Genomic DNA, 1,270 nt, shown 5'->3' on the forward strand with positions numbered 1-1,270 from the left:
AGCCGGAGGCGAGGGCGTTGGGGGAGTTCTTCACAGGTTTTTCACCGGAGGGGGCGGTGGGTTGGGCTCGGGGGGCGGTGCCGTCCTTCCCGTCGGAGGCGGCGTTGCCGCTTTCACCGCCGCCGTCACCGTCGCTGCCGCCGCGGTTGGCGAAGGCTATGGCGGCGATGAGGAGGACGACCACGGCGACGACCGTCACCAGGCTCCGCCCGGGGCGGGTGGGTGGGCGGTTGGCGCCGCCTTCGCTGCCTGGTAGGCGTGTTCGAGTCGTTGTCCGTGCGCCATCACGGGCGCCGGGCACGCCTTCGCTGGTGCGAGTACGCGCGTCGTACTCGTCGCCGCCGCCGATGTTCATGCCGGCCTGGCCCCCTCGACCTCTGTCGCTCAACTGCCGTCACTGCATTGTCCCCTCAGATGACGGTAGCGGGGTCACACCGCGCATGTGCCGTGTGCAAGCCAGGTGAACGGCAGCATTTCGAACGCCGCGCCGGTGCGCCGTCCGTGTCCTTGCCGCTCGTGGCGCGAGGGCGCGCACGTTGCGGGCGGCTTCCGCGCACTGGTGCGCCCCCGGTGCTCCGGATGACCGGGCGGAATCTGAGTACCTGCACCCATGTGCAGGGGGCCGCGGGGCGGCACGCTGCGGGTATGACTGATGTGACTCCTTCCGTTCAGAGACCCACCACCGCGGCGTTCTTCGTGCAGTCGGCGATTGCTTTCGGGGTGTCGCTGGTGGCGCTGCTCGTCGGGATCGTGCGGCTGCCCGTCGGCCCGTGGGAGCGCGGGTATCTCGGGCTCGGGCTCGTTTTCGTGGTGTCCTCCGCGTTCACGCTGGCCAAGTGCGTACGGGACCGGCAGGAGGTGTCGGAGGTGACGAACAGGGTGGACAAGGCGCGGATCGACAAGCTGCTGACCGAGGTCGATCCGTTCGGCCAGAGCAAGGGGTGAGTGCGCGGGGCACGGCGGCGTGAGCCCGGTGGCGCGGCTCCGGTCGTCCCGGTCGATCCCGGTGGTCGGCCCAGGCCCGTCCGGTGGACTGTCAGGCGCGCTTGCGTGCCAGGGTGACGCCGTCGCGCAGGGGCAGCATGACGGACTCCATGCGGGCGTCGGCCGTGACCGTGTCGTTGATCTTGCGGATGGCGACGTCCGCCTCGTCCTGCGCGGCCGGGTCCACGACGCGGCCCGCGCGCAACACGTTGTCCAGCACGATCAGCCCGCCGGGCCGCAGTCGGGGTACCAGCGCCTCGTAGTACGCCGGGTAGCCGACCTTGTC

The 1,270-nt window shown here is 70.9% G+C and carries 3 protein-coding genes; 1 reads left to right on the top strand and 2 read right to left on the bottom strand.

What is annotated here, in order from left to right; all coding sequences use genetic code 11:
- On the bottom strand, positions 1–388 hold a 388-nt coding region (locus ACFXIV_RS48025; protein ID WP_379421553.1), incomplete at its 3' end, for a hypothetical protein.
- Between the two features lie 257 nt (positions 389–645).
- On the opposite strand from ACFXIV_RS48025, the gene ACFXIV_RS48030 reads away from it, so the two are divergent.
- Positions 646–945 (top strand): YiaA/YiaB family inner membrane protein, encoded by a 300-nt coding sequence (locus ACFXIV_RS48030; RefSeq protein WP_180289680.1) that lies wholly within the window; start codon positions 646–648, stop codon positions 943–945.
- 91 nt (positions 946–1,036) lie between these two features.
- Here ACFXIV_RS48030 and ACFXIV_RS48035 read toward each other — a convergent pair.
- On the bottom strand, positions 1,037–1,270 hold a 234-nt coding region (locus ACFXIV_RS48035; RefSeq protein WP_379421554.1), incomplete at its 5' end, for an O-methyltransferase.

Source organism: Nocardia sp. NPDC059236 (genome assembly GCF_042754085.1).
Taxonomy (GTDB): domain Bacteria; phylum Actinomycetota; class Actinomycetes; order Mycobacteriales; family Mycobacteriaceae; genus Nocardia.

Excerpts from the sequence above, each read along its gene's own strand:
- ACFXIV_RS48030 (WP_180289680.1), top strand. The coding sequence starts at position 646 with ATGACTGATGTGACTCCTTCCGTTCAGAGACCCACCACCGCGGCGTTC.